This window comes from Mycobacterium sp. NPDC051804 (assembly GCF_044452905.1).
In the GTDB taxonomy this organism is placed as follows: domain Bacteria; phylum Actinomycetota; class Actinomycetes; order Mycobacteriales; family Mycobacteriaceae; genus Mycobacterium.
The window spans coordinates 591,607-612,217 of sequence record NZ_JBITCD010000005.1; the positions used below are offsets into that span (position 1 = coordinate 591,607).

At 65.3% G+C, this 20,611-nt stretch carries 17 protein-coding genes; 11 read left to right on the plus strand and 6 right to left on the minus strand.

What is annotated here, in order from left to right:
• The first annotated feature begins 33 nt into the window (after window positions 1–33).
• Window positions 34–2,238: a molybdopterin-dependent oxidoreductase gene (locus tag ACIA48_RS22660; protein WP_396736629.1), complete on the plus strand. Its 2,205-nt coding sequence runs from the start codon at window positions 34–36 to the stop codon at window positions 2,236–2,238.
• Here the strand turns inward: ACIA48_RS22660 and ACIA48_RS22665 are convergent.
• From ACIA48_RS22665 to ACIA48_RS22690, 6 genes are all read right to left on the minus strand, one after another.
• Window positions 2,222–2,881, minus strand: coding sequence for an NAD(P)-binding oxidoreductase (locus ACIA48_RS22665; protein WP_396736633.1), 660 nt, complete (start codon window positions 2,879–2,881; stop codon window positions 2,222–2,224). The genes ACIA48_RS22660 and ACIA48_RS22665 overlap by 17 nt on opposite strands.
• 107 nt (window positions 2,882–2,988) lie before the next feature.
• Window positions 2,989–4,452, minus strand: a complete 1,464-nt coding sequence (locus ACIA48_RS22670; protein WP_396736636.1) for a long-chain fatty acid--CoA ligase — start codon at window positions 4,450–4,452, stop codon at window positions 2,989–2,991.
• Between the two features lie 58 nt (window positions 4,453–4,510).
• Window positions 4,511–5,281, minus strand: coding sequence for an SDR family NAD(P)-dependent oxidoreductase (locus ACIA48_RS22675; protein WP_396736638.1), 771 nt, complete (start codon window positions 5,279–5,281; stop codon window positions 4,511–4,513).
• Window positions 5,282–5,294: 13 nt separating this feature from the next.
• Entirely contained in the window at window positions 5,295–6,860 is a 1,566-nt protein-coding gene (locus tag ACIA48_RS22680; RefSeq protein WP_396736640.1) for an AMP-binding protein, read from the minus strand.
• Complete coding sequence (locus ACIA48_RS22685; RefSeq protein WP_396736643.1) at window positions 6,857–7,603, minus strand: GntR family transcriptional regulator; 747 nt, start codon at window positions 7,601–7,603, stop codon at window positions 6,857–6,859. Before ACIA48_RS22685 ends, ACIA48_RS22680 begins: the two co-directional genes overlap by 4 nt.
• Entirely contained in the window at window positions 7,600–9,207 is a 1,608-nt protein-coding gene (locus tag ACIA48_RS22690; RefSeq protein WP_396736646.1) for an SMP-30/gluconolactonase/LRE family protein, read from the minus strand. Before ACIA48_RS22690 ends, ACIA48_RS22685 begins: the two co-directional genes overlap by 4 nt.
• Window positions 9,208–9,345: 138 nt before the next feature.
• Between ACIA48_RS22690 and ACIA48_RS22695 the strand changes: the two genes are divergently transcribed.
• From ACIA48_RS22695 to ACIA48_RS22740, 10 genes are read left to right on the plus strand one after another with little or no spacing between them, the layout of a single operon-like run.
• The gene (locus tag ACIA48_RS22695; RefSeq protein ID WP_396736649.1) at window positions 9,346–10,191 is read left to right on the plus strand and encodes an SDR family NAD(P)-dependent oxidoreductase; all 846 of its coding nucleotides are present in this window, start codon (window positions 9,346–9,348) and stop codon (window positions 10,189–10,191) included.
• The gene (locus tag ACIA48_RS22700; RefSeq protein ID WP_396736652.1) at window positions 10,191–11,609 is read left to right on the plus strand and encodes an SRPBCC family protein; all 1,419 of its coding nucleotides are present in this window, start codon (window positions 10,191–10,193) and stop codon (window positions 11,607–11,609) included. The genes ACIA48_RS22695 and ACIA48_RS22700 overlap by 1 nt, the downstream gene beginning before the upstream one ends.
• A 2-nt stretch (window positions 11,610–11,611) precedes the next feature.
• A complete protein-coding gene (locus ACIA48_RS22705; protein WP_396736881.1) occupies window positions 11,612–13,453 on the plus strand; it encodes a flavin-containing monooxygenase in 1,842 nt (613 codons plus the stop codon).
• Window positions 13,446–14,360 carry an SDR family NAD(P)-dependent oxidoreductase gene (locus ACIA48_RS22710; RefSeq protein ID WP_396736655.1) on the plus strand — a complete coding sequence of 305 codons (915 nt, stop codon included), beginning with the start codon at window positions 13,446–13,448 and terminating at the stop codon, window positions 14,358–14,360. The genes ACIA48_RS22705 and ACIA48_RS22710 overlap by 8 nt, the downstream gene beginning before the upstream one ends.
• Entirely contained in the window at window positions 14,353–15,510 is a 1,158-nt protein-coding gene (locus ACIA48_RS22715) for a CaiB/BaiF CoA transferase family protein (RefSeq protein ID WP_396736658.1), read from the plus strand. The genes ACIA48_RS22710 and ACIA48_RS22715 overlap by 8 nt, the downstream gene beginning before the upstream one ends.
• A 3-nt stretch (window positions 15,511–15,513) precedes the next feature.
• Window positions 15,514–16,665, plus strand: a complete 1,152-nt coding sequence (locus ACIA48_RS22720; protein WP_396736661.1) for an acyl-CoA dehydrogenase family protein — start codon at window positions 15,514–15,516, stop codon at window positions 16,663–16,665.
• Window positions 16,666–16,670: 5 nt separating this feature from the next.
• Window positions 16,671–17,588 (plus strand): acyl-CoA dehydrogenase family protein, encoded by a 918-nt coding sequence (locus ACIA48_RS22725; protein WP_396736664.1) that lies wholly within the window; start codon window positions 16,671–16,673, stop codon window positions 17,586–17,588.
• A complete protein-coding gene (locus ACIA48_RS22730) occupies window positions 17,585–18,502 on the plus strand; it encodes a Gfo/Idh/MocA family protein (RefSeq protein WP_396736667.1) in 918 nt (305 codons plus the stop codon). The genes ACIA48_RS22725 and ACIA48_RS22730 overlap by 4 nt, the downstream gene beginning before the upstream one ends.
• Window positions 18,499–19,671 (plus strand): acyl-CoA dehydrogenase family protein, encoded by a 1,173-nt coding sequence (locus tag ACIA48_RS22735; protein ID WP_396736669.1) that lies wholly within the window; start codon window positions 18,499–18,501, stop codon window positions 19,669–19,671. Before ACIA48_RS22730 ends, ACIA48_RS22735 begins: the two co-directional genes overlap by 4 nt.
• Window positions 19,671–20,609 carry an acyl-CoA dehydrogenase family protein gene (locus ACIA48_RS22740; RefSeq protein WP_396736672.1) on the plus strand — a complete coding sequence of 313 codons (939 nt, stop codon included), beginning with the start codon at window positions 19,671–19,673 and terminating at the stop codon, window positions 20,607–20,609. The genes ACIA48_RS22735 and ACIA48_RS22740 overlap by 1 nt, the downstream gene beginning before the upstream one ends.
• Window positions 20,610–20,611 lie beyond the last annotated feature (2 nt).

Consider the following 20,611-nt stretch of genomic DNA (forward strand, 5'->3'; position numbering starts at 1 on the left):
CCGCAATGCTGAGCACTCGCCTAGCATCGGGTGATGCCGCAGACCACGACGCGACCAGGCATATGCCGGATCTGCTCGGCACACTGCGGGGTGCTGGCGACGGTCACTGACGGCCGGCTCACGAAGGTGACGGGTGACCCCGACAACCCGATGTTCAAGGGCTACACCTGCGTCAAGGGCCGCACACTGCCCGAAATCCACAACAACCCCTCGCGGCTCCTGCACAGCCAGAAGCGTCAGACCGACGGTAGCTACGCGCCGATCGGATCCGAGCGCGCGATGGACGAGATTGCGGCCAAACTACAGGATTTGATCTCCACCCACGGCCCACGCTCGATTGCGATGTACCTGGGCACCAACGGTCTGCCGTATCCGGCATCGGCGTTGATGGGCAACGCGTTTCTCAGAGCCATCGAGTCGCCGATGTTCTTCACCGCCAACACAATCGATCAGCCGGGCAAGCAGATCGCATTAGCTGCACACGGGCACTGGCTCGGTGGGGACGTCGACTTCCACGAGGCCGACAGCTGGCTGTTGGTTGGAACGAACCCGCTGGTGTCCAAGGCCATCGGCATCCCAGGGCAGAACCCGGCGCAGAACCTGAGGGCGGCGATCAGCCGTGGGATGAAGCTCATCGTGATCGACCCACGCCGGTCGCAGACGGCCGCGCGCGCAGCGATCCACCTGCAGCCCCGTCCGGGCGAAGACGTGACGATCATCGCTGGGATGATCAACCTCGTCATTCGGGAAGGTCTGTGCGACAACGCATTCATCGAAGAGAACGTGGCTGGGTTTGACGACCTGGCGGCAGCGGTGGCCAGCTTCACACCGGCTTACGTCGCCGAGCGTGCCGATATTCCTGAGGATCAGTTCGTCGACGCCGCACGGGTGTTCGCGACCCACGGTGAGCGGCGCGGAATGGTGAACGCGGGTACCGGCGCGAACTTCGCAATGCACGGCAGCCTGCTCGAGTATCTGTGTTTGGCCCTGACCACGATCTGTGGCCGCTGGCAGCGAGCCGGCGAAAAAGTATTGCGGCCCAACACATTGATGCCGGCGTTCACAGCGAAAGCGCAGCCGCATCCGCCGTACGAGGGGTGGGGCTACGGCGAGAAGCTGAGGATGCGCGACCTCACCGACACCGTAGCAGGGATGCCCACCGCGGCGCTCGCCGATGAGATCCTGCTCGAAGGCGACGGTCAGGTGAAGGCGCTGATCTGTATCGGAGGCAACCCGATGGCGGCGTGGCCGGATCAGCGCAAGACGCTGCGCGCGCTGGAGAGCCTCGACCTGCTGGTCACCCTCGATACGGAGATGTCGTTGACGTCGCGGCTCGCGGACTATGTCATCGCCCCGATGATGCAGATGGAAACGCCCGCAATGACGATGGGCAGCGAGCTCATCAAGTACTACACGAGCGGTACCGGAATCCCCGCCGCATACGGACAGTACGTACCGCGACTCCTCGACCCACCGGCGGGTTCCGACCTCACCGAGGAGTGGCAGTTTTTTCTCGGGCTCACCAAGCGCATGAACTTGGATCTGTGGTTTGTCAACTTCTTCGGTGGCGGTGGGGGCAGGTTCATGGAGTCACCCCCAGTGGTGCTCAACATGAATCGCGATACCGAGCTGAGCACCGAAGAGCTGTTCGCGCAGATGTGCTCGGGCTCGCGCATTCCGTTCGAGGAAGTCCGCAGCCATCCGCACGGCAAGATCTTCGACGTGGATGCCGTGGTCGAGGAGCGGGATCCAGATTGCACCGCGCGGCTCGACGTGGGTAACGCGTTTCTGCTCGATGAATTGTCAGAGGTCATGGCAGAGGATTTCGTCAGTGCGCGAACCGATTCCGCGTTTCCTTTCCGCCTGATCCCGCGTCGCAGTCAGAACTTCATGAATTCCTCAGGCACCAACTTGGCCGCGCTACACAAGGGCAAACCGTACAACCCCGCTTACATGCACCCCGACGCTATCGACTCGCTCGGGTTGCAGTCCGGGGCCTCGGTTCGCATCAAGTCGCCGCATGACAGCGTTCCGGCGGTACTGGAAGCCGACGACACTTTGCGTCTTGATGTGATCGCCATGCACCACGCCTTCGGCGGAATGCCTGGAGAAGATGACGAGTTTCGTGACAGGGGGACCAACGTGGGCCGACTCGTCCCCACCGACGTCGACTACGACCGCATCACCGGCTTGCCGCGGCAGGGCAACATCCCGGTCGTTGTCACAGGGCTGACGTAACCGCATCGGCAATCGGAGTCTCGCCGCCGATCAACTCGAACGTTCGGCCTGCCGTGGCGGGGGAGTCGAGTACCGCTAGCAGTACCTTGGCGACGTCGTCACGCGGGATGTCGCCGCGGCCGGTCTGATCCGACAACTCGACCCGGCCGGTGCCCGCGTCATTCGTGAGATGCCCGGGCCGCACGACGGTGACGTCGAGTGCATTACGCGCTCGAATCACATCGTCCGCATGGCCTTTCGCGCGCAGGTAGGCGACGAACACCGGGTCGCCGATCTCGTCGGGTGCCTCGACGTCGGCTCCGATCGCTGAGACCATCACATACCGCCGCACCCCTGCGGCCTCGGCGGCGTCGGCGAGCAGAACGGCGGCGTCACAGTCGACGGTCTGCTTGCGCGCTGCGCCGCTGCCCGGCCCTGCACCGGCCGCGAACACGACCGCGTCGGCGCCCTGCACGTGGGCGGTGACGTCGGCGGCCGAGGTTTCTTCGAGGTCCACCACCACCGCCTCGGCACCCGTCGCTTCCACGTCGGCGACGTGGTCGGGGTTCCTGATCAGCCCGACCGCCGTGTCACCGCGCTCCGCGAGCAGCCGTTCGAGGATCAGGGCGATCTTGCCGTGCCCACCGGCGATGACGACGCGCATGTCGCCATGCTACGGGGACCCGCATCTTCTGCGCCGAACGTGGGTTACCCGCACGTGTATTCGCTCTTTGGCGTAGCACAACCCCACACTCGCTGGTCCGGATCTCATTAACTCAGGCGTTCCCGCAGATCGCGTTTGAGCACCTTGCCATAGCTGTTCTTCGGCAGCTCGTCGATGTACTCATAGCGCTTGGGCCGCTTGAAGCGGGCGATGCGCTCGAGCAGGTGTGCGTCCAGTTCTGCAGGAGATGCCGAGCCCACGATGAACGCGACGACGACCTCACCCCACTCCTCGTCGGGTGCCCCCACGACACCCGCTTCGTCGACCCCGGGATGTTCGAGCAGGATTTCCTCGACCTCACGCGGATAGATGTTGCTTCCGCCGCTGATCACCACGTCCTTCGAGCGGTCCCGCAGCGTGAGAAAACCACGCTCGTCGAACGACCCCATATCGCCGGTACGCAGCCATCCGTCCTGCAATGTCCTCGCAGTGGCCTCGGTGTCGTTCCAGTACCCGGCCATGACAACGTCTCCGCGACAGACGATTTCACCGATCTCACCCGCCGACGCGGGTGTGTCGTGGTCGCGAAGCACCGCGACATCGACACCCGATCGGGCATAACCCACGGAACCCAGAACCGCGTCGTCGGCGTCGATGTGGTCGGCCTTGCGCAGGCCTGTGATGGTCATCGGCGCCTCACCCTGGCCGTAGAGCTGCACGAAGATCGGGCCGAACGCCGCCATCGCCTTCTTCAGGCTGTCGACGTACATCGGGCCGCCCCCGTACACGATTGTGCGGAGATTCTGCGGGCGCGGCCGTCCGGTCTGAACGAGCCGCTGCACCATGGTGGGTGCGAGGAAGGCGCTGCAGCCGGGATGATGCTCACAAAGGTCGAGGAATTCATCCGGCTCGAACGCGGCCGAGGAGGGAATCACTTGTCGCGCGCCGCGTGACACGTAGGGCGGGATGTACAGCCCCGAGCCGTGCGACATCGGCGCCCCGTGCACCAGGCTGCAATTGTGATCTGGCGAGTCGAAGTCCGCCAGATGCGAGACTGTCATCGCCATCAGGCTGCGGTGCGACAGCATCGCGCCCTTTGAACGGCCGGTGGTTCCGCTGGTGTAGAACAGCCACGCCAGGGTCGACGGGTCGGTGACCCGCGGCCGGTCGACCATGGTACCGGTCATTCGCGCCGAATAAGCCTCCGAATCAACGGTTTCGACGTCAACGTCGGTGATCGATGTCAGCTCCGGGCCGATCTTGGGCGATGCGAACACCCGGGAGACTCCGGCGTTCTCGATGATCTGGACCATTTCGCGGGGATGAAGTTTGTAGTTGATCGGCACGACCACGCACTCGGCCGCCCACGTCGCGAACATCAGCTCGACGATCTCGGGGCGATTCTCGCTGGCGACGGCTATCCGGGTGCCGGGCGCCCCGAGGGTGGACGCCATCCGCAGCGCCCGCTCACGCAACTCGGACCACGTGTGCAGTTGACGCTCACCGCAGAACACCGCGCCACGATCGCCGAACCGATCGGCGGCCTGATCCAGGAGGCCGAACAGATTCATGATTGCTGGTCCCCCTGCCCTTCGGGCTGGAGGTGCCCCCACTTCGCGCAAGCGCTCATCACTGCCGCGGAACCCAATCGGCATTCAGCGCGAAATCCGAGAGGTACTTGGTCGACGTCCAACCACCGTCGACGGCGATCTCCTGTCCATTGATGAAGGCCGCCCCATCGGAACAGAGGAACGCGACGGTGCTCGCGATGTCGTCGACCTCGCCCAGTCGCGGATAAGGCGTCATTTCGGTGTTGATCTTCTTGAACCTCGGATCTTCCAGGCGCGTCGCGACCATCGGTGTCAGCGTCACCCCGGGGGCGACGGCGTTGCACCGGATCCCCTGCGGTCCGTACTGCGCGGCGATGTGTCTGGTCAGCGATGTCAGGCCGCCCTTGGCCGCCGAGTACGCGCCGCCGCGCAGCCCGCCAACAATCGCGAACGTCGACGTGATGTTGATGATCGCCGAGCCGGGCTGCATGTGCACGACGACTTCGCGGGCCAGTCGGAACGGCGCGCGCAGCATCAAACCCAGGAAATAGTCGAGTGATTCGTCGTCGGTCTCGTGCAGCGGTTTGGGGCTCCCCACTCCGGCGTTGTTGATGAGGAAGTCAATGCGGCCCCAGCGTTCGATCGCGGCATCGACGATCCGGCGCGGGCCGTCGTCCGCGGTCAGGTCGACGGCGAGCGTCTCGATGTTGTTCGGATCGTGGCTCTTCAGCTCGGCGAGCCTGGCGTCGTCGCGGCCGGTGCCCAGCACCGACATCCCTTGAGAGGCGAGCTTGGTGGCGCAACCGAAGCCGATACCGCTACTCGCCCCTGTCACGATCGCAACCTGCATATCAGTCCACCTTCTATCTTCCCGCCGCCCCGCTCGCCCCGGCTACGAGTGTCGCCCGGATCTGATGCTTCAAGACCTTGCCCGCGTCATTTTTCGGCAGCGCGTCCCAAACAACGATCTGCTCAGGGATTTTGAACTTCGCGAGCCCCTCACCCATGAGCAGATCGGCGAGGTCGGCCAGCTCAGGTGCTTGCTGGTCGGCGGTCACGATCACCGCGCAGGCGCGCTCTCCCGTTCGCTCGTCGGGCACACCGACGACCGCGATCTCGGCGATCGCTGGGTGCGCGATCAGCAGGTCCTCGACTTCCTTGGGCGAGATGTTCTCACCGTTGCGAATGATGATGTCCTTCGCGCGACCTGTCACCACCAGGTATTCGTCGTCGACCCAGCGGGCGAGATCGCCGGTGCGGAAAAAGCCCTCCCCGTCGAAGGCCGCCGTCTCGTCGTCGGAATGAAGGTAGCCGACGAGCATCTGCGGGCCACGGGCGCAAATCTCGCCGTCTGCCAGTTTGATGTCGGCGATACCCGCGCGTCCGTCGGTGTCAGCCCCATGGTCGACGTCGTCTAGTGAGCCCACCGTCGTCACCGGAACCTCGGTCGAACCGTACACCCGAGACACCGCGGCATTCTCGAAATAGTCTGCCGCCCTGCGGATCAGCGATGGGGGCACCGAAGCGCCGCCGCAGATGAACACCTTCAGATCCGGCAGTTGCGTGCCCGCCCGTTCGGCGGCGCCGAGCAGACCATCCAGAAACGGGGTGGCACCTGCCATATGGGTGCTGCGTTCGGTGAGCATCAGCGACACCGCGCCGTCCGGGTCCCATCGCTCCATCAGCACCGCCGTGGTGCCCAACAACAAGGGGCACTCGAACGCGTAAATCGATCCTCCGATATGCGCGATCGGCGACGGGACGAGGAACGTGTCGCCGTCGGCGACTTTCCAATGCTCACCGATCTGCCGGATCAGCGCATGAATCGAGTTATGCGTGTGCAGAACACCCTTGGGGCGTCCCGTCGTACCAGAGGTATAGAGGATCATCCGCACGGAATCCGGATTCAATACCGGCAGCACCACGGTGGACTCGGCATCAAGCATCGATGCGTACGACGTGTGACTGTCACCGCGGACCACGACGACCTCCGGGGGTGACGCCATGGACGCGGTTACGCGCTCGAGCATGGCGGCGTAGTCATGGTTGCCGAAGGTCGACGGTATGAAGATCGCACGGCTGTCGGCGTCCGACAGGATGAACGCGAGTTCGCGATCGCGCAGGGACGGCAGGATGGGGTTTACGACCATGCCGGCCAGGGTCGCGCCCAGATAGATAACGGCGGCTTCGTGCCAATTCGGCAGCATGAACGAGACCACGCTGCCCGCGGGCATCAACCCCATCAGGGTCTGGGCCAGCGCACTGGCCTTGTCGTGTAAACCCTTGCAGTCGAGCCGAATTCCGCCGTCGACCACCACCGCACGATCGGGCGTCGCCTTGGCGGCGTCGCGCAACGAGTCGGCGAGGGTCTCGCTTACCCACAGCCCGCGCCGGTACGCGTCGGCCGCGCGCTGCCCGTCGACCCTCACTGCCCGGCCTGCCCCTTGACGCGGCGCATCGTCATGGAATGCCGGTAGCGCGACGACGGATGCGTGTTGACGGTGACCTGCGCTATCTCACCGTCGGACGTCTTGTACGTGCGCTGCATCTCCAATGCCGCGCTGCCCACCGCGACCTGCAGCGCCTCCGCCAGTTCGGCCGTGACGGGAACCGCGGAGATCTCCTGCCGCACCTCGACGATGCTGACGCCGAACAGATCCTCGATCAACGGAAAGATCGGCCCCGAATGCCGTTGCAGCAGACGGCCCACCGCGGCGAAGGCACGGTTGATGTAGTACTCCGTCGCGCACACCGGTGCGGCGGCGCCGTCCGCGCGGTAGCCCCGGACGGCCAGCCATTCCGTCCCCACGCTGAGGCCCGTCCGCTCGGCCAGTCGTTCGTCGACGACCACCATCGCGTTGCTCTCGATCGTGAGCTGCGCGCCAGAGGCGAATGCGAGCAGGTCGTTGATCGACATCACGTCCTGGGCATAGCTGTTCGCTTCAGGGCGCGGTACCACCAGCGTCCCTGCCCGCGGCCGGGATGCGACGAGGTTGTCGTCGCGCAGCCGTCGCAGCGCCTCGCGCACGGTGTAACGGCTGACCTCGAAACGCTCGCACAGCTGCTGTTCCGTCGGCAGCTGAGAACCGACGGGGTACACCCCGTCGACGATCTCCTTGCGGAGGGTGCGCGCCACCTGGAGATACCGGTGGTCGGCCGGGCTGACGGTCATGTGCGCCGCAGCGCCAATACGCTGCCGTCGCCGTCGGCCGAGATGTACAAGGTGCCGTCGGGGCCCGAGGTGATACCGGCGAATGGCCCCTGCGGACCGGAGAACGGCGGCATTCCCTTGAGCGGCTTGGGATCAACCCCCGGCGGCGGCCCGACAGGCAGACCGGAAGCGAGGGTTTTCCGCTCACCGGTTGTCAGATCGACCGCGACGACTTCCTTGGCGCCCGCGTCGACGATGTATAGCTGACCGTCGCTGACGTGGATGCCCTGCGGTCGTTGCAGTCCGTCGACGACGGTCTCGGTCGAACCGGCCAGTCGCACGACGCGGCCCGCGCCCGACTCCGCGACCAGCGGCACCCCGTCGAGTCCGAAAGTCACACCGATCGGGTCCTGCAGGCCGGACGCGAGCAACTCGACGTTGCCCGATCGCAGCGCGTGCACGCTGCCGGTGCCCAGTTCGGCGAACACGATGCTGTCGCCCGGGCCGATCGCGACGCCGTACAGCTGATCGAATCCGTCTGCCAGGTAGTCGGTTTCGCCGTCGCCCGGCCGGTAGCGGGCGATCTGGCCACCCGACGTAGCCACGACGAAGACGCCGGGACCCGCGGGAGCCAGCCCGCGAAGAAAGCCGGGATACCCCGGGGTGAACAGCATCCCGACGGTTTCCAGCGCGCCGTCGTGACCGACGACATAGAAATAGGTGCCGTCGGCGACGTGTAGCCGGTCGTCGTCGCCGACCACCAGGTCCAGCGGCCAATTCAGGCCGCCGGGAAGCGCGGTGCGCGTTTCGCCTCCGGCCAGCACCTCGGTGATCTCTCCGGTGAAGTTGGAGACGAAGAGCCGGTCGCCGACGAAGGTCAGGTTGTCCAGCCCCGGATTGAGCTGTGCCAGAAGCGTTTTGTCGCCGGTGCGCGGGTCGATCCGCAGCACCTGCCCAGTGGCGACCTGCGTGGAGACGAGGAAGCCCTGCGGGTCGAACTTGACGGCGTCGGGCACGCCGAGGTCGCCGGTCACTCGTTGCGGCTCGCCACCGTTGGGGTCGACGCGCCAGATCTCGTTCGCCGTCATCAACGGGTAGTACAACAATCCGTCGGGCCCGACCTCCATCGCGTTCGGCGACGGCAGGTCTTCTAACAGGATTCGTGATGCGCCGGTGGCCCGGTCTAGTTCCATTAGCCGGCCGCCGTCGCGACACTCGTTGATGAACAGTCGGTCCTGATGCACGGTGATGCCGTTCGCGCACGGGAGGTCGTCGCGCAGTACCCGCACCGCGCCGCGGGCGTCGCGCATGCTGACCCGACCGTCCATCACCTCGGTCGCGTACAGGTTGCCGCTCGAATCGAAGGCGACGTCGTCGGGCGCGATGATGTCGCTGCCCTTGGGGCTGATCGCTTCGACGTCGCCACCGCTGAGATCTAGGGCGCTGATCTGGCTGCCGGTCACCTGCGCGACGTAGACGCGTCCGTCGGGACCGGTCCGCAGCCCGTTCGCACCGAACAGGCGGCTCGGTGTCGTGAGGCGCTCGAGCCGCCAGCCGTCGGCGGTCCTCGAATCGGTCGCGATGTACCGGGAGGGCGGGTGCGAAGCCTTCGCGCGAACACTCATGAACCCGGACGCTACCAAGCCCTGCTAGTCCAGACAATAGCTCGAACTGCCAGCTCGCTCGCCCTTGACGCGGTCATTACCGCTGCGGAATAGTGTTCTTCAATATGCAGAGCACCATATGTTGTCCGGACAAATGACATGACTGACCTCTTGGGACTGGCTGGCCGCGTCGTCGTGGTCTCGGGTGCGGGTGGCGGCGGGATCGGCACCACAGTCACGCGCATGGCTGCGCAGGCGGGCGCCTCCGTGATCGCGGTGAGCCGGTCGAAGGAGAACCTCGACGAACACGTCGCACCGCTGGCCGAGCAGGGTCTGTCGGTGGTGCCGGTCTCGGCCGACGCGTCCACAGACGAGGGCATCGCCGCGGTGATGGACCAGGTGCGGCGTACTGATGGCGCGCTGTACGGATTGGTGAACATCGCGGGCGGCGCGGCGCCGTCGACGTGGATGCCGGCTACTCGGGTGACGCGTGAGGACTGGCGGGCGCTCTTCGCGGCGAATCTGGAGACCGCGTTCTTCATGAGCCAGGCGGTCGCTCGGGATCTTCGAGACCAGGGTCTGAACGGGTCGATTGTCTCAGTGTCTTCGATCAGCGGGATGAACACCGCACCGTTCCACATCGCCTATGGCACCGCGAAAGCGGCGATCGTCGCGATGACCCGGACGATGGCCGCCGAACTCGCCCTGGACAACATTCGCGTCAACGCCGTCGCACCCGGGGTGACGGCGACGGCGGCGTCACGTACCTACGTCGATGACGACCCGGATCGCGATCGGACCGCGATCGCGATGGGCCGTCGCGGCACTCCGGAGGAACAGGCGGGTGCGATCCTGTTCCTGCTGTCGGACATGTCGAGTTACGTCACCGGCCAGACGCTGCTCGTCGACGGCGGCCTCAACCTCAAATGGACTCATCTCGGCGCCGACAACACCTCGCTGTTCCTTGCCGACGATTCCTTCCGCGAAGCCATTAGGAGGATCTAGTGACTCACACCGAATCCGATCTCGACGCCGCGATCGTGGTCGACGGCGATCCGGACGACTCGACGGGGCAGGTCGCCGAAGACCTGTCGTCGCCGATGACCATCGGGGTCGACGCCTACATCTCCGAGGAGTATGCCCGCGCCGAGCGGGATCGGTTGTGGCGCAAGGTATGGCAGCAGGTGGGCCGGGTGGAGGAGATCCCCGAGGTCGGCAGCTATCTGACCTATGACATCCTCGACGATTCGATCATCATCGTACGAACCGGCGCGGACACCTTCGCGGCACACCACAACGTGTGTATGCACCGCGGTCGCAAACTGGTCGACAATCCCGAAGGCGCCAAGAACTGCGTCGGCAGGGCGCGCAAATCCTTTGTGTGCGGATTCCACGGCTGGACATACGGTTTGGACGGCGCATGCACCCACATCCGTGAACAGGACGACTGGAACGGTGCGCTGAACGCGGACAACACCCACCTCGCTCCGGTACAGGTCGACACCTGGGGCGGCTGGTTGTTCATCAACATGGACCCCAGTTGCGAGCCGCTGGCCGACTATCTCTTCCCGGCGGCGAAGATCCTCGACCCGTTCGGGCTGGAGAACATGCGCTTCAAGTGGCGCAAATGGCTGTACTTCGATTGCAACTGGAAAGTCGCGATGGAGGCCTTCAACGAGACCTACCACGTGTTCACCACGCACCCGGAGTTCAACAAGTTCGGTGAGTTCAAGGGCTGGGCGAAGGCGCAGGGCAAGCACAGCAACATCGGCTACGACGCACCCAAAGGCATGGACGAGACCAAGTCCAAGATCCGTCTGGGAACCGGTGATCCGCGCATCTCGACGGCCGAGATGCAGGTCTACACCATGGAGGAGACCAACGCGACCACCACCAACACCCTGGTGAACGCCGCCAAGCGGCTCGTCGACGAATTACCCGAGGGCACTCCCGCCGACCAGGTGCTGCAGCACTGGCTCGCATCCGCGCGCCGTGACGACGAGGCCCGCGGTGTCATCTGGCCGACGATCCCGCCCGACATCCTCGGCCAGAGCGGCACCGCTTGGCAGATCTTCCCGAACTTCCAGGTGGGCCAGGGCCTCACGAGCGCGCTCTGCTATTCCGCCCGGCCCGATCCGAGCTACAACCCAAACAAGTGCATCTTCGAGGTCGCGGTGTTCGAGCTGTATCCCAAAGGGGAAGAGCCGCAGACGGAATGGCAATACACCCCGAAGGATTCGCCGAACTGGCTGTCGGTGCTGCCGCAGGACTTCTCGAACATGGCGGCCGTGCAGCAGGGCATGAAGTCGGCGGGTTTCCCAGGAACCAAGCCCAATCCGTACCGCGAGCGCAGCACCGTCAATCTTCACTACCAACTGTCCAGGTACATGGGCACCGGAGAACCACAGGAGCTTGATCAGTGACGATGTTCGACACGTGCGGGCCGACCCAGACGCCCGATGACATCGACATCCCAGCGATCCGGGAGAAGTACGCGGCCGAACGCGCCAAACGTATTCGGCCCGAGGGGGGTTCGCAGTATCTGGAGCTCGAGGGGGACTTCGCCGAGTTCTCCGAGGTCGATCCCTACACCACGGTGGCCGAGCGTGACCCGATCGCTGAAGACGCCGACGTCGTCATCCTCGGTGGCGGCTTCTCCGGTCTGCTGGCCGGTGCATACCTCAAGAAGGCCGGCGTCGAGGGCATCCGCGTCATCGAGATGGCCGGCGATTTCGGCGGGGTGTGGTACTGGAACCGATTCCCCGGAATCCAATGCGACAACGACGCTTACTGCTACATCCCGCTGCTCGAAGAGCTCGACTTCATGCCGAGCAAGAAGTTCGCCGACGGTGCGGAGATATTCCAGCACTGCCGCAACATCGGTAAGCACTTCGGCCTCTACGACGGCGCGTTGTTCTCCACGCAGGTGCGTGAACTGCGTTGGGACGAAACGACGCAGCGCTGGCGGATCAGCACCGACCGCGGCGACGATATCCGGGCCCGGTTCGTCGTGATGGCGCAGGGCTCGTACAACCGCCCGAAACTTCCCGGCATCCCGGGCATCAAGGACTTCACAGGCCACGTGTTCCACTCCGCGCGCTGGGATTACGACTACACCGGCGGAAACGCTGACGGCGGCCTCGACAAGCTGGCGAACAAGCGGGTCGCGCTCGTCGGTACCGGCGCGACCGGAATCCAGTTGGTACCGCACCTCGGCCGCGATGCCAAAGAACTCTTCGTGTTCCAGCGCACGCCGTCGTCGGTGGATGCCCGCACCAACCCCGCCACCGATCCGGAGTGGGCCGCGTCGCTGCAACCGGGGTGGCAGGAGGAGCGCAAGCGCAACTTCCACAACTGGTCGCCGTTTGTCGGCGTCGTGTTCGGTGAGCCGGATCTGGTGTGCGACTTCTGGACTGAGCTCGGCCGCAATCTGACCGCCCGCATTGCGGGCAGCGATGATCCGACGGCGGTGACCATCGAGCAGATCATGGCCTTCCGGGAGGAGGAAGACTACAAGATCATGGAGCGGCTGCGCCGCCTCGTTGCCGATATCGTCGAGGATCCGGACACCGCTGAGGCGCTCAAGCCGTACTACCGCTTCATGTGCAAGCGGCCGACGTCCAGCGAGCACTACCTCGCCACGTTCAACCGGCCGAACGTGACGCTGGTCGACGTGTCCGCGTCCAAGGGTGTGGAACGGTTGACCGAGAAGGGGATCGTCGCCGACGGCATCGAATACGAGGTCGATTGCGTGGTGTTCGCCAGTGGCTTCGAGATCTCGACTGAGATCAGCCGCCGCTACGCGATCGACGACATCGTCGGTCGCGACGGGCTCTCGCTTTTCGACTACTGGCAGAACGACTACAAGACCCTGCACGGTATGACGAGCCGCGGATTCCCGAACCAGTTCTTCATGGGCTTCATCCAGGGTGGTGTGTCGGCCAACACCACGGCGATGTTCGAGCAGCAGGCCCAGCACATCGCCTACATCATCGCCGAGGCGCAGAATCGGGGCGCCACGACCGTCGAACCCACCCAGGAAGGCCAGGACGCCTGGGTGCAGACGGTTCGCGAAGTCGCCATCGACAACTCCGCCTTCGAACTGTCCTGCACGCCCGGCTATTACAACAATGAGGGCCAGGGTGGCGCGGTGAAGAACGGCGCGTTCCTCGGTGACTTCTACTCGCCCGGTTTCTACGCCTTCGAGGAATTGCTGACCGAGTGGCGGGCCAAGGGCGACCTCGACGGGCTCGACCTCCGTGGATGACCTGAGGTTTGACGGCCGGGTTGCGGTCGTCACCGGCGGCGGTAGGGGACTGGGCCGCTCGTACGCACTACTGCTGGCATCGCAGGGTGCCAAGGTCGTCGTGAACGATCCCGGTGGAGACCTGATCGGGGACGGGTCGGATTCCACCCCTGCCGACGACGTGGTCCGCGAGATCGTCGCTGCCGGAGGAGAAGCGGTCGCCAACACCGAATCGGTGGCCACGCCGGAGGGCGGCAAGGCGATCATCGGGACGGCGCTGGACCGTTTCGGCCGCATCGACATCCTCATCCACAACGCCGGAAACGTCCGACGCTCGCCGTTGCGAGACATGAGCTACGAGGACTTCGAGGCCGTCGTCGACGTCCACCTGCGCGGTGCGTTCCACGTTGTGCGGCCGGCCTTCCCGGTGATGTGCGACGCCGGCTACGGACGCATCGTGCTGACGTCGTCGATCGGCGGGCTCTACGGCAACCATGGCGTAGCGAACTACGCGGTCGCCAAGGCTGGCGTCATCGGGCTGTCCAACGTAGCGGCGATGGAAGGTGTCGACCACGGCATCAGGAGCAACGTCATAGTGCCCGCCGCCGTCACGCGTATGGCCGAGGGCATTGACACATCGGCTTATCCGCCGATGGGACCGGAACTGGTGGCGCCCGTTGTCGGATGGCTGGCCCACGAGACCTGTTCGATCACAGGGGAAATACTCGTCGCTCTCGCAGGTCGGGTCGCGACGGCCGTCGTGGCGGAGACGCCGGGCGTGTACCGCCCGTCGTGGACGATCGAGGAGGTCGGCGAGAACATGACGGCGATCCGCGACGACACCCAACCGCTGGTGTTCCCCGTCGTGCCCGACGGCCACGGCGACCACATCCGGTACAGCTTCGCGATGGCGGCGCAGGATGCCTAGCGGTCCGCTGGCGGGCGTCCGCGTTATCGACCTCACCGCTGTGGTGATGGGGCCGTACTGCACCCAGATCATGGCGGACATGGGCGCCGACGTCGTGAAGGTCGAGCCACCCGAAGGTGACATCGTGCGCTACGTCGCCGAGGGGCCCGCGCCCGGTATGAACGGCGTCTTCATGAACGTCAATCGGGGCAAGCGCAGCGTTGTCCTCGATCTGACATCCGGCGAGGGTGTCGCGGCGCTTCGTGCACTTGTCGAAACGGCTGACGTCTTCATTCATTCCATGCGGGCGAAAGCGGTCGCCAAGCTGGGATTCGACTACGACGCGGTCGCGGCTATCAATCCTAAGATCATTTACACCAACTGCTACGGCTACAGCAGGCGTGGTCCGGATGCCGAACGCCCGGCCTACGACGACACCATCCAAGCCGAGTGTGGACTGCCTGCCGTCCAGAAGGAACTCACGGGCGACGCCACCTACGTGGCAACGATCATGGCGGACAAGGTGACCGGGCTGACGGCGCTGTACGCCACCATGATGGCGCTGTTCCATCGGGAGCGCACCGGTGAGGGACAGGAAGTCGAAGTGAGCATGTTCGAGACCATGGCATCCTTCATGTTGGTCGAACATGCCAACGGCGCCATGTTCGACCCTCCAATGGGTCCGGCAATCTACCCGCGCACCGTGGCACCGAACCGACGTCCGTACCGGACGAAGGACGGTCATGTCGCCGCGCTGATCTACAACGACAAGCATTGGAATGCCTTCATCGCGTCGATACAGCCGGCGTGGAACTGCGATGAGTTTGCGACGCTGGCCCTGCGCGCCAAACAGATTGACAGGGTCTACGGCTTGCTGGCGCAGACCATGTTGGAGCGCACCACCGCCGAGTGGCTCAAGCTCTTCGCTGAACTGGAGATCCCCGCCACGCCGATCAACACGCTCGACTCTCTGTTCGACTCCCCGCAGCTGAATGCGGCCGGCCTGTTCGAGACCGTCGAAACTCCGCAAGGCACGGTGCGGTTTCCGGGTGTGCCGACGTGGTTTTCGCGAACCCCGGGACGCGTCGCTGGTCCGGCGCCGATGCTGGGTGAGGACACCGACGACGTGCTCGGCGAGCTGGGGCTCACCGACCTGAAAAGATCCGGATAGGCCATGGACTTCACGATGGGGCAGAAGGCCGACGAGTTGCGCGCGGAGTTGCGCGAGCTGGTGAACGGCAATGTGCCCGAACACTTTCTGGGCGCTTTCACCGACGATCCCGCTGACCTGGAGACCGCGCAGGCGTTCTGTCGGCTGCTGGCCGAGCGCAACCTGCTGTGCTTGTCCTGGCCCGAGGAGTTCGGCGGCGGCGCCGCGTCGGTGTGGGAACAGACAGTGGTGCGCGAAGAGATGTGGGCACACCACGAACCGCGCGGAGCCCAGTACATGGGGGTCAACTGGGTCGGGCCGATCATCATGCGGCACGGCACTCCCGAGCAGCAGCAGAAGCATCTCCCGCCGATAGCGCGCGGCGAGGTCATATGGTGTCAGGGATTCTCTGAACCCGAGGCGGGTTCAGACCTCGCGTCACTGCGAACCACCGCGCGGCCAGACGGCGACGGCTGGCTGGTCAGCGGGCAGAAGATCTGGACCTCCTACGCGACCATGGCCCAGTGGTGCTTCCTGTTGGCGCGAACCACCAAAGGGGAGAAGAAGCAACGGGGCCTGACCATCTTCCTGGTGCCTATGGACGATCCGGCGATCCAGGTGCGTCCCATCCGCTGCATGATGGGCCCGCACCATCTCAACGAGGTGTTCTTCGACGACCTGCGGGTCACCGAGGCTGACGTACTCGGCACCGTCGATGATGGATGGTCGATCGTGCAGGAGGTGACCTCCTTCGAGCGGGTCGGCATCGCACGGTATGCCCGATGTGAGCGGCTACTGGCCGCAGCGCCAACGGTTCTCGGGGACCGCTGGGACGATGTTCCCGCAGAGCTGCGCGGCCGGTGGTTGCGCATGCTGACGCACTGCCGCCGCGCGCGCCTGATGGCGTACCGCGTGGTGTCGCTGCAGAGCAGCGGCCGAATCCAGCCCGGCGATGCCGCCGCCTACCGGATTGCAGTCACCAAGCTGGACCAGGACAGCGCCGAGGTGTTGATGGACATCGCCGCTGAGGTCTCGCACGACGATCCGCGTGCGGCCTGGTTCCTCGGCGAGGTCGAGGACCACTGGAAGTATTCGCAGGCGTCCACCGTGTCATCCGGCAGCATCGAGATGCAGCGCATCCTGTTGTCCCGCACCCTGCTGGCGGGCGCCAAATGAGCGAGATGACCCTAGACCTCTCCGACGACGCCAAAGAGTTTGGCCGCGAAGCGCGCCGGGCATTCGAGGCTGCCGGCGGCGACCAACTGGTCCAGGACGCCGAAGCCAAACCCGGGAGCCGCGAAACACTCGTCGGGCCCGTCCTGGCCGGACTCGGCGCATGGGAACTCGATCCGCGCAACGACACCGACGGCCTCGAGGCCGCCGCGGCGCTGAGCCGCAGCGCCGGCTATTGGGCCGTGCCCTACCCGGTCGCCGAACGGCTGGCGGCACCCGCCGACCTCGACGTCGACGGGCTGATCGTGGTCGCGGGCAAACGGCCGTCCGGCGTGCTCGCGGGTCTCGAATCACGCTGGGCCGCTGTGACACTGGATGGCGCTCGGTCTACAGTGACGGGCCTCGGCGACGCAGGACCGGGCTTCGTCGCCGAACTCGAACTGTCGGCGATCGACGACGCCGGCGCCGCCGACGTCGCGCTCGGTCTCGTGTTGCCGTGCTGGACGCTGCTCGGCATGCTCGACCGCGCGATCGAGCTGACCGTTTCGCACATCAGCCTTCGCAAGCAGTTCGGCCAGACGCTGTCGTCGTTCCAGGGGGTGCAGTTCCAGCTGACTGACGCCGAAGTCGAGCGCAGCGGGCTGGACATCCTCGCCAAGTACGCGCTGTGGAGCATCGGCACCGACCAGCCGGATGCGCTCAACGATGCTCTCGCACTGCGAATGTCGGCGATCGAGGCGGCTGAGGTCGTCTTCCGGGTATGTCATCAGCTGCACGGTGCGGTCGGATTCTGCGACGAGACGACGCTGTCGTGGCTCTCGCGCTACAGCCAGCCGCTACGCCGGTTGCCACTGGGTCTGTCAGCCACGCGCGACGTGTTGACCCGCCGCGTCGGTGGAACCGGGTTGACAGGCCTGTTCGCATGAAGGTCGTCGTCATCGGGACCGGCTTCGGCAAGCACGCGGCCGCACCCGTATACGAAAATCTCGGGCTAGATGTCGAGGTGATCAGCGCCCGCGACGAAGCGGCGGTGAAGACTGCCATCGCATCGGACGTCGACCTCATCTCGGTGCACTCACCGCCGTTTATGCATACCGACCATGTGAACGCTGCGATCGACCACGGCCACGCAGTGCTGTGCGACAAACCGTTCGGACGGAACGCCGAAGAGGCGGAGGCGATGCGTGAAAAGGCACGCGAGGCCGGTGTGCTGAACTTTCTCAATTTCGAGTTTCGGCGCAACGAGTCGTGGGCGAAGATCAAGAAGTGTGCCGACGATGGAATCATCGGCACACCAAGACATTTGAACTGGTCCTTCTACGGCAGTGGACTGCGCGGACGCAAGTACGGCTGGATCAACGACCGCGAGCGTGGCGGCGGCTGGATCGGCGCCTACGGCTCCCATCTGATCGACTTCACGCGGTGGCTGTTCAACAGCGAGGTCGCCGATTGCGGAGGCGTGACCCGGATCGACGGGTCACCGTCCGAGGCGACGGCCGAGGATGCGTACTCGGCGTGGTTCACGATGACGAATGGCTGCACCGCCGCACACGACACCGGCTTTGCTGGGGCGGTCTCCCTCGCGCCCCGCGCGACACTGCTGGGTAGCGACGGCTCGCTCGAGCTGACGGCAGACACGACGCTGGTCGTATATCGGCCCGGTGAGGAACCGCAGACGTTCGAATTCCCACCCGCGCCAAGGCGGTCGCCACCACCGGCGCTGTCGGCGTTCCTGGGTGACATCGTCGACGCGGTACGTACCGGCACACAGATCGCGCCGTCGTTCGACGACGGAGTGGCGGTATCCCATGCCATGGACCGGCTGCGGGCGAAGTCATGACGAACCTCGACGATTTCCGCGCCACCGTGCGCGAATGGTGTGTCGCGAACATTCCCAGCGATTGGCGTCATACCCAAACCGGCGCCACCGACGAGGAATTCGTCGCATTCCAGAAGTCGTGGTTCGCGACGCTGCACAGCGCCGGCTATGCCGTCCCGCACTGGCCTCGCGAGTGGGGTGGCGGGATGTCAGTGCCCGAACAGGTCGTGCTGTATCAGGAATTGGCCGCCCACGACGCACCCCGGTTGGTGCTGGCGTTCGTCGGTATCCACCACGCCGCGTCGACCCTGCTGGTCGCAGGCACCGACGAACAGCGCCGACGCCACCTGCCGGCCATCCTCGACGGCGAGATCTGGGTACAGGGCTTCTCCGAGCCCGAAGCCGGATCCGACCTGGCGAGCCTGCGTACGTCCGCGCGACGCGAGGGTGACACCTTCGTCGTCAACGGTCAGAAGTTGTGGGCCAGCGGCGGTATGCACGCCGACTGGTGCCTGCTGTTGGCCCGCACCGATCCCGACGCGCCCAAACGTAAGGGCATTTCGTACTTCCTGCTGGACATGACCACGCCCGGGGTCGAGGTGCGGCCGATCCGCAATGCGATCGGTGATTCGCACTTCTGCGAGGTGTTCCTCAACGATGTGCGGATTCCCGCCGTCAACCTCATTGGCGGCGAAAACCAAGGCTGGCAGGTCGCCCAGGCGACGTTGGGCGCCGAGCGGGGTATGACGATGCTCGAGCTCGCCGAGCGCCTCGGCAACGCGGGCTTCCGCTGGCTGCTGGAGAGCAGCCCGCTCGACGATCCGATCGTGGCCGACCGCTTGGCCCAGTTCGAGATCGAGATCACCGCACTGCGCGGTATGTGCCGAAAGGTCATCGAATCCGCCGAAGACCCAGCGTCCGGTGCAGCGGGCCCGGCCGACGCATCCATCGTCAAGCTGTTCTACAGCGAGCTACTACAACGGATGACGGATTTCGGCGCCGAGATCGGCGGGCTGAAGGCCCACACCGAACTCGCGAAGCCCATGGCGAGCGGCTGGGAGTCCGGCGCCTGGGTCCTCGACTTCATTGGCTCGTGGGAGTGGACGATCCCCGGCGGTGCGAGCGAGATCCAGCGCACCATCATCGGCGAGCGCGGGCTGGGCCTGCCGCGAGAACCGAGTGCCGTCTGATGACCGACTACTCCGAGTTTCACGACGAGCTGCGTTCAGTGGCAGGCGACCTGCTGGCCAAGGACCGCGTAGTGGACTGGCCGGTGCTCGTCGACGCCGGCTGGGTCGGCCTGGAGGTACCCGAGGAATTCGGCGGTGCCGGCGCGACGTTCGCCGAAACGGCGGTGGTGTGCGAGGAGATCGGTCGCGCAGCCAGTGCGAACAGCTATCTGGGTAGCGCGGTCCTGGCCGTCGGCGCGCTGAACACGTTGCAGCCCAGTGAGACTCGGGATCAGTTGCTGACCGACGTCGCGTCGGGTGCGGCAAGAGTGGCCGTCGCGCTACAAGCGGACTTCGTGCCCGACGCCGACGGCGCCGACAAGGTTCTCGTCGTCACCCCCGACGGCCTCGCGGTCACCGCGCCAACCGTCACCGCACAACCCGTGCTGGACGAGACACGCCGACTGGCGCAGGTGACGACGGCCGAGACGACAGAGGTGCTGCGCTTCGACGCCGCCGCTAAACGCCACCTACACAATCGAGCCGCGGTCGCCATCGCCTGCGACAGCCTCGGGCTGTCGGAAGCGATGCTGTACGCGACGGTGGGCTACGCGAAGGTCCGCGAGCAGTTCGGCAGGCCCATTGGCTCGTTCCAGGCCGTCAAGCACGCCTGTGCCGACATGCTTGTCGCCCTCTCGGTATCGCGCCAGCTCGTCGACGCCGCGGTGCAAGCCATCGTCGATGACCAGCCCGACGCGGATGTCGCCGCTTCGATGGCCAAGTCGTATGTCTGCGGATCCGCCGTCGACATCGCGGGCAAGGCCATGCAGCTGCACGGCGGCATCGGCTACACGTGGGAGAGCGGCATCCACGTCTACCTCAAACGCGCGGCTCTCAATCGTTCGCTGTTCGGATCGCCGGCAGCGCACCGCAAGGAACTTGCAAAGCGCTACTTATAAAA

Coding starts and splice junctions, on each gene's coding strand:
- ACIA48_RS22660 (WP_396736629.1), top strand. CDS start 34: ATGCCGCAGACCACGACGCGACCAGGCATATGCCGGATCTGCTCGGCA.
- ACIA48_RS22665 (WP_396736633.1), bottom strand. CDS start 2,881: ATGCGCGTCGTCATCGCCGGTGGGCACGGCAAGATCGCCCTGATCCTC.
- ACIA48_RS22670 (WP_396736636.1), bottom strand. CDS start 4,452: ATGAATCTGTTCGGCCTCCTGGATCAGGCCGCCGATCGGTTCGGCGAT.
- ACIA48_RS22675 (WP_396736638.1), bottom strand. CDS start 5,281: ATGCAGGTTGCGATCGTGACAGGGGCGAGTAGCGGTATCGGCTTCGGT.
- ACIA48_RS22685 (WP_396736643.1), bottom strand. CDS start 7,603: ATGACCGTCAGCCCGGCCGACCACCGGTATCTCCAGGTGGCGCGCACC.
- ACIA48_RS22690 (WP_396736646.1), bottom strand. CDS start 9,207: ATGAGTGTTCGCGCGAAGGCTTCGCACCCGCCCTCCCGGTACATCGCG.
- ACIA48_RS22695 (WP_396736649.1), top strand. CDS start 9,346: ATGACTGACCTCTTGGGACTGGCTGGCCGCGTCGTCGTGGTCTCGGGT.
- ACIA48_RS22705 (WP_396736881.1), top strand. CDS start 11,612: ATGTTCGACACGTGCGGGCCGACCCAGACGCCCGATGACATCGACATC.
- ACIA48_RS22715 (WP_396736658.1), top strand. CDS start 14,353: ATGCCTAGCGGTCCGCTGGCGGGCGTCCGCGTTATCGACCTCACCGCT.
- ACIA48_RS22720 (WP_396736661.1), top strand. CDS start 15,514: ATGGACTTCACGATGGGGCAGAAGGCCGACGAGTTGCGCGCGGAGTTG.
- ACIA48_RS22725 (WP_396736664.1), top strand. CDS start 16,671: ATGACCCTAGACCTCTCCGACGACGCCAAAGAGTTTGGCCGCGAAGCG.
- ACIA48_RS22730 (WP_396736667.1), top strand. CDS start 17,585: ATGAAGGTCGTCGTCATCGGGACCGGCTTCGGCAAGCACGCGGCCGCA.
- ACIA48_RS22735 (WP_396736669.1), top strand. CDS start 18,499: ATGACGAACCTCGACGATTTCCGCGCCACCGTGCGCGAATGGTGTGTC.
- ACIA48_RS22740 (WP_396736672.1), top strand. CDS start 19,671: ATGACCGACTACTCCGAGTTTCACGACGAGCTGCGTTCAGTGGCAGGC.